The organism is Streptomyces sp. NPDC051020 (assembly GCF_040683105.1).
Taxonomy (GTDB): Bacteria; Actinomycetota; Actinomycetes; order Streptomycetales; family Streptomycetaceae; genus Streptomyces.
In genome coordinates, this window is the sequence record NZ_JBFBCG010000083.1 from 21963 (window position 1) to 28818 (window position 6856).

Here is a 6856-nt window from a genome sequence, read left to right on the forward strand (position 1 = left end):
CAGGTACCCGCGAAGCATCAGACATGTCAAGCCAGCATCGGTCTCTCACCCGTTCCTGACAGGTACCGGAGGGTTCGTCAGGCGTGTTGGCCACGTACGGCAGTGCCTCGCCAACTTCCTTTCGCGCGAGTAGAAAGTTGGCGCTGCGGTCGGGAATACGCCGGTCGTTCGGCGCGCACGCTCGTACCCGGGCACACACGCTCCGCCGCGCGCGACAACACCCACATGTAGTACCACTTGTTCTCCACCGAAGCCCGCGGTCCCTTCTCCGACCAGTGTTGGAGGAACACCCAGACGCTGCCCGCGCCGGCGCCGAGCCCCACGACTTGTAACGCGTCGCGGATCATTGGTGCGTACACCGCGAAAAGCGTGCCGGTCACGGAAACCAGTGCGGCCGAGCCTGTCAGGGCACCTTTTCGCTTCGCCTTGGTGATCTGGGCTTGTGCCTCACCGATGCCAGCCTTGACCTCGTGGCCGATCTTGAGGATCTCTCGGTCCACCTCGTTGGCCGCCATCGCGTCATCCAACTCGGCGATCCGGCCCTGGATGTGGTCCCGGAGCAGGCGGTAGCCGTCGAATTCCCCCATGGTGATCCGGCTGAAGTCGGCGAGTGAGACTCCTTCGATCACCGGTATGTTGACCTCGGTGATGAAACGAACATACCTGCTCTTCAGCGGAGTGGCTTCGGACTCACTCACTGCGCGCCCGTCTCGAATCAGGAAGTCAGCGCCCGTGCGCGGCTGCCCCGGCGCCGTAGTGACTGCGCCGCTCCCACGCAAGAAGTGCGTGCCTTCCTGCTCGGTTGAGGAGTAGCGAGGGAGGTACCAGACGATGCCCGATCGGGCGAGCGGCTCCGAATCGATCAGGAAACGCCCGATGTTGTTGAGCCCCGGCGCGTTGATTCCATATGCGTAATTGCTTCTGATCGATGAGTCTATCGCCTCGGGCCCGTAGGTGCTGCCGCTTGCGTCCGTGTTGAGTTCAAAAGAGCTGTACCGACCGACCTCCTGGTATGGCATACCCGCGCCATGTGTCAGCAGGAGCGTGTCCGTGACCAGTGCTCCTCTCTTCGTCAGCCGGGCCAGGCTGTAGTACGGGTCTTCCGTGGCTAGCAGGACGCTGTACGGCGACTTGGTGATCCGTCTTTCCCGCCCTCGGTACAGCCCGCCCCTGGTCGGGTCAAAGAGGTACTCAACATAGCTGCGCGCCACGCCCTCTGGGCTGTTCGGCAGCCTGTGTCTGTAGAACCCGTTCATCACTCGAGCGACGTGTGAGTTCTGAGCGTTCCGGATTCGGCTGCGATGATGACGCCACATGCGCCAATCCTGGGCACAGACGCTCGGGGTGTCCACACAGGAGCCGTGGTTGGTCTCGATCCCGACCAGCACCTCGCCCGGATCCAGGTCCTCGCCGCCGTGGCGGGCGAGGAGTTCATGGAGTTTGGCGATGCCCGCCACCCCCTTGGGCAAGTTCGCGGCGGCCAGCCTTCCGGCCGGTCTCGTCCTGGACCCCGACATCGAGATGGTCCTCGGCCCAGTCATCACCGATCAGCAGCGACAGACCCTCCCCAGTCACGTACTTCGCGGAAGACAGCCGCGTGCTGCTGCTGACGTTCGACCACGAGTCGGACCTGAATCTGTACGCCGAGGAGGATTTCGCCCTCCAGGAGTCCTTCTACGACGGCGTCCCCGAATCCCTCGTCGCCCTTGTCCGCGACCGTCCCGAGAACTACGAGTCGCTGAACCTCACAGACTCCGCGACAGGCCGGACGATTCACTACGCAGGCGGTGTCTTCTGGTACGACGGCACGCGCTGGCACGTGTCCGACGGCCTCGCGGAGTACTGCCACCGCGAGGACGCAGACCTCTTCGGCGAGTCCGGCTTCGACTACTGCCTGGACGCCTACCGCTTCGGCCAGGACTTCACCCCGGAGACCGTCGTGGCGATCCGCGACGAGGACGGTTATTACGAGGACGAGAAGGAGAAAGAAGCGGACCTGCCCGGCATCCGCGAAATCTTCACCCGGCACGGCTAGGACCGCCTTCCGAATCACTGGGCAGCCCAAATGAAGACGCCTGTGATGTGGGCTTGAGCAGGCAATCGTGGGCGCGGCAGCTGGTGGGTGAGCTGCTTGGCGGTCTCCCACAACCCGTCCGGAACAATCCAGCACCGCCCAGCCGCGGGCGCGGCGCAGGGTCGCGGCGTCCGCAGCCGGTCGTCGCTTGTACGCCTGCGCACACCCCGGTGGCAGGGTGCAGAGGACACCGCAAGAAATACGACAGAGGATGTCGGGTTTTGTGGAGACAGTGGGGGTGCCGGTCGGTGTCGTGTTGGCGCGGGCCGGGACGACGGACAGACAAGGACCCTCATGCGCGAAACACCCGACGATCTCCACCGGCTCCAAGCCCTCCTCGACGCCTCGCTCTCCCGCTCCACGGCGCACCTGCGGTCGATCATCAGCAGCGAGCGCACGCTCACCGCCGAGCAGCTCACTCGCGTGCTCACCGGCATGTGCACGCTTGCGCTGTCCACCGTGACGGCGAAGGGCGAGCCGCGGATCAGCGGCGTGGACGGGCACTTCCTGCACGGAAAGTGGCACTTCGGCACCGCGCGCGGCGCCGCCAAAGCCCGGCACCTCGCCGCCCGGCCCGCCGTCAGCGCCGCGCACATGCGCGGGGAGGACCTGGGCGTGTTCACACACGGCACCGCGGAGGTCCTCAACCCCCACCGTGGCGAGCCGGCCGCCGACTGGCCGGACCTGCTCGCGTACTTCCGGGACTTCTACGGCGACGACGCCTTCGACTGGGACAACGACGTGGTCTTCTACCGGCTGCACCCGCAGTGGATGGCCGTGTTCGCCCCCGACCTCGCCAAGCTCGGCGGGAAGGCGGACGAGGCGTGACCCCGCCCGTACCGGACACGCGCATGCCGGCCCCACACGCTGCCGGGGCCGGCAAGACGCGCGACACCATCGACGTCGTGGGCGCCCGCACCAACAACCTGCGCGACGTGTCCGTCAGCATCCCCAAAGGCCGGCTCGTCGCCTTTACCGGCGTCAGCGGCAGCGGCAAAACCTCACTCGCCATCGACACCCTGCACAGCGAGGCCCAACTGCGGTACTTGGAGGGGCTTTCGCCGTTCGTACGCCAGTACATCACCCAGCGCAACCGCCCCAAGGTCGACCGCATCCTCGGCCTCGGCGCCACGCTCGCGGTCGACCAGCGCCGCCTGAACCGCAACCCCCGCTCCACTGTCGCCACCATCACAGGGATCGACGGGCACCTCGGCCTGCTCTACTCGCGCCTCCCGCGGATCGGCCCGGACACGAACACGGGCCCGGCCGCGGACACCGGCGCCGGGCCCCTGACCACCGCGCACTTCGACCGCCACACCCCCGAAGGCAGCTGCCCGGACTGCCACGGCGCCGGCGGACGCTGGCAGGCCCAGGAAGACCTCGTCATCACCCGCCCGGACCTCCCCCTCTTCGAAGGCGCCTCCCCCTGGTACGCCAAATGGCGGTCCGGAGAGCACATGTTCGTCCCTGCACTCGCCGCCAAACGCGGCGTGGACCTCGGCCGGCCCTGGCAGTCGCTGCCCGCGGCGTTCCGGCACGACGTCCTGTACGGCACCGGCGACGAGGCGGTCGAGGCCACCGTCGACATCCCGAACAAGAACGAGACGGCTCGTATGACCTACACCTCCAGCCAACCGCTGCGCGGCGCGCTTGCCGAGGTGGAACGGGTGTTCGTCAACGCCCGGACGGCCGACGCCAAGCAGCGCTACCTGCCGTACATGCGCAAGCAGCCCTGCGGCACCTGCCACGGCAGCGGATTCGATCGGGTCGCCCGGTCCGTACGTCTCGGCGGCCTGACCTACCCCGATCTGCTGGACGTGGATGTACGCGAGGTCCGCCGCTGGGCCGGGCACGTCGCCGACTCCCTCGACACCTGGCAGCGCACCGTCGGCGAGCCCCTGCTGCAGGACCTCGGACGCCGGCTCCGCCTCCTGGACCGGCTCGGCCTGGCCCACCTGCAGCTGTCCCGCAGCGCCGCCACACTGTCCGGCGGCGAGTTGCAGCGCACCCGGCTCGTCGCTCAGCTCGGCACCGAGCTGAGCGACGTCATCTTCGTCCTGGACGAACCCGGCGCCGGGCTGCACCCGGCGGACAAGAAGCACCTTCTCGACATCGCCCTGGAGTTGCGCGAAGCCGGCAACACCGTCCTCCTCGTCGAACACGACCCCGAACTGATCGCCCGCGCCGACTGGATCGTTGATATGGGCCCCGGCGCGGGCCGCCTCGGCGGCGAGGTCCTGGTCTCTGGCTCACCCGCCCTGGCCGCCGCCGACCCCGCCTCGGCCACTGGCCGCTACCTGGCCGGCAACGGGCCGCGGCTGCGCCGTACCCTCCGCCCGGTCCGCGATGACGCCGACTGGGTGGAACTGCACGGCCTGCGCGCCCACAACGCGGCCGCGGAGCTGCTGCGCCTCCCTGCCGGGCGGCTCACCTGCCTGACCGGGGTCAGCGGCAGCGGCAAGAGCAGCGTCCTGGGCGCACTCGCCGCGGGCGCGGCGGCCGCCCTCAAAGGCACGGCTGCCGACACCGTGCGCAAGGTGACCGGACTCGACGGATTCGGCTGGGTCGCCGCCGTCGACCAGGAACCCCTCGGGCGCACGCCGCGGTCCAACCCGGCCACGTACAGCAAGGCGTTCGACATCGTCCGCAAACTGTTCGCCGCCACCGATACGGCACGCGCGCGCGGCGTCGACGCCTCCTGGTTCAGCTTCAACACCACCGGCGGCCGCTGCGAGACCTGCACCGGCTACGGCCGCAGGCTCGTCGACATGCACTTCCTCCCCGACATGTGGGTGGTGTGCGACACGTGCGACGGCCGGCGCTACGGGCCCGAGGCCCTGGAGGTCACCTATCTGGGGCTGTCCGTCGACCAGGTGCTGGACCTGACCGTCGCCGAGGCCGGGGAGGTCTTCACCGAACCCCGGCAGCTCGCGGAGACCCTCGCTGCGCTCGACCGGGTCGGGCTCGGCTACCTCCGACTCGGCCAGAGCGCCACCGAGCTATCCGGCGGCGAGGCCCAGCGCCTCAAACTCGCGTCCGCGATCCAGCGCGGCGCGGCGAGCCGCAAGGCCGGCCTCGTCGTCCTCGATGAACCCGTCTCGGGCCTGCACCCGTCCGACGTCCAGCGGGTCGTCGACGCACTCGACATGCTGCTCGACTCCGGCAACACCGTCGTCGTGGCCGATCACGACATCCCCGTCGCCGCGTCCGCGGACTGGGTGATCGACCTCGGACCGGGAGCCGGCCCCAACGGAGGCGCAGTGGTCGCGCAGGGCACCCCCGACACCGTCGCCGGCGCGGACACTCCCACCTCCGGATACCTCCGCCGGTACGCGGCCGGCCTGCCGCTCCTGGACGCCTCGAAGGACGCACGGCGCTGACGTACGGCGTGCCGGCGCGACCGGCAGGGTCGCATGCGTGGTCCGCGGCGGCTGTCCGTTCGCCACGGGCCACGCATGGCTTGCCCCGGGACCGGCGCAAGCCCGAGCCGCCGCGCCCGGCGAGAAGGGCGCCGAGCCCGTACCTACCTTCGACATTGCCCACGGCCCAACGAGCCATCACCACATGTGCGACATCCAGTGAGTTCCCCTGAGCCCCGCTGAGCCCCTGGGCCCGTGGCCAGGGAGTTCTTCCTCCTTTGTGCGCTCTGCTCGCTTGTGACGTAACCTCGGGATTCTTGAAGCGTTCTCATCTCGTCCGACCGATTCGCAGTCGGGTCGAAGGTGAGGAGGCTCGGGTTGGCAGCGTTGGCGGTCGTACGGGACCTGCGTGAGCGCTGGGTGTCCGCGTCGGTTGAGGAACTGGAGCGGTTCGAGACCGATGTGTTGTCCGGATTCGTCCTGGCACGGGCCTCAGCAGGGCTGGCGGACGGCACCATCCGCGGGGACGTCGGTCACCTGGATCAGATCAGGACCTGGTTCGGCCGGCCCTTGTGGGACATGGAGCCCGCTGACGCGGGATCAGGCCGAGGACACCCCGAACCCCGGCCGATCCCAGCTTGCGCACACCGACGTGACGCCCCTCAACAACGATGCCCGCGATGAGGACCGTTACGGTCGCCAACGCGAACACCAGCAGCGTGATCCTCGCACCGACGAGGACCCAGTCCTTCGCCAGCGCGATCTCGGCCACCACGCAGAGAGCGAGCACGGTCCCGATGATCCAGCCCATCCTGACCCTTCGGGCCACCAGCGCCCAGCACACAAGGGGGAATCCGAAGCCAATGATCACGACCGATACTCTGTCTCAGAGACAGCCACAGCGAAAGACCCGAACGCTCCTGCCGGACGGGCAGGCGAGCCGAGGACCACTCGGGGGTCGAGTATGAACTGAGCAGGGAGTGCAGTTTGCTGTCACATCAGTTGACACCCGGGCCTGAACTGGCCTTCCTTGCGAGTCCGGCGTGAACGGACATGGAGATCACCGCCGCGAGGGGGCGTAATGGGGCGGCGAAAGCGCGGAGCGGACTCGATCAGACCGGGCCCTGATACGTTCGGTTTCGGCATCCCCGCTCATCGGAACGGCCCCGGGGGCGTAAACGACCGTTTCCGCCCCCTGGCTTGATCGGAATAGCCTGAGCTCCCGCTCCTCTCCACAAGCAGTGGGGTTCGTCGTCGTGTGCCTGCCAGAGCGTTTCCGCGTCATCCCTGCTTAAGCAGGACGTACAGATCCCAGGGGGCCTTTGCCCCTGAAGTTCCCCCCTGAACCGGGACAGCGGATGTTTACGCTGCGGGGGTGAGGTCTTGCTGCAGCAGACTCCGGGTTTCGAGGGGTGTGACGTAC

5 protein-coding genes are annotated in these 6856 nt (G+C 68.2%); 3 read left to right on the top strand and 2 right to left on the bottom strand.

Features of this window, described 5'->3' with window-relative positions; genetic code table 11:
• Positions 1–77: 77 nt before the first annotated feature.
• Positions 78–1457 (bottom strand): hypothetical protein, encoded by a 1380-nt coding sequence (locus AB0N06_RS31485; protein WP_366138108.1) that lies wholly within the window; start codon positions 1455–1457, stop codon positions 78–80.
• Positions 1458–1597: 140 nt separating this feature from the next.
• Between AB0N06_RS31485 and AB0N06_RS31490 the strand changes: the two genes are divergently transcribed.
• The 3 genes from AB0N06_RS31490 (at position 1598) to AB0N06_RS31500 (ending at position 5454) form a co-directional block, all read left to right on the top strand.
• Positions 1598–2035: a hypothetical protein gene (locus tag AB0N06_RS31490; protein WP_366138109.1), complete on the top strand. Its 438-nt coding sequence runs from the start codon at positions 1598–1600 to the stop codon at positions 2033–2035.
• Positions 2036–2368: 333 nt separating this feature from the next.
• Positions 2369–2902, top strand: a complete 534-nt coding sequence (locus AB0N06_RS31495; RefSeq protein WP_030757430.1) for a pyridoxamine 5'-phosphate oxidase family protein — start codon at positions 2369–2371, stop codon at positions 2900–2902.
• Between the two features lie 23 nt (positions 2903–2925).
• On the top strand, positions 2926–5454 hold the full coding sequence (locus AB0N06_RS31500) for an excinuclease ABC subunit UvrA (protein WP_366138110.1): 2529 nt from the start codon (positions 2926–2928) through the stop codon (positions 5452–5454).
• 526 nt (positions 5455–5980) lie between these two features.
• Here AB0N06_RS31500 and AB0N06_RS31505 read toward each other — a convergent pair.
• Positions 5981–6304: a hypothetical protein gene (locus tag AB0N06_RS31505; RefSeq protein WP_366138111.1), complete on the bottom strand. Its 324-nt coding sequence runs from the start codon at positions 6302–6304 to the stop codon at positions 5981–5983.
• Positions 6305–6856 lie beyond the last annotated feature (552 nt).

Bases quoted from the DNA above. Each gene is read 5' to 3' on its own strand.
- AB0N06_RS31495 (WP_030757430.1), top strand. From the start codon at position 2,369: ATGCGCGAAACACCCGACGATCTCCACCGGCTCCAAGCCCTCCTCGAC.
- AB0N06_RS31500 (WP_366138110.1), top strand. From the start codon at position 2,926: ATGCCGGCCCCACACGCTGCCGGGGCCGGCAAGACGCGCGACACCATC.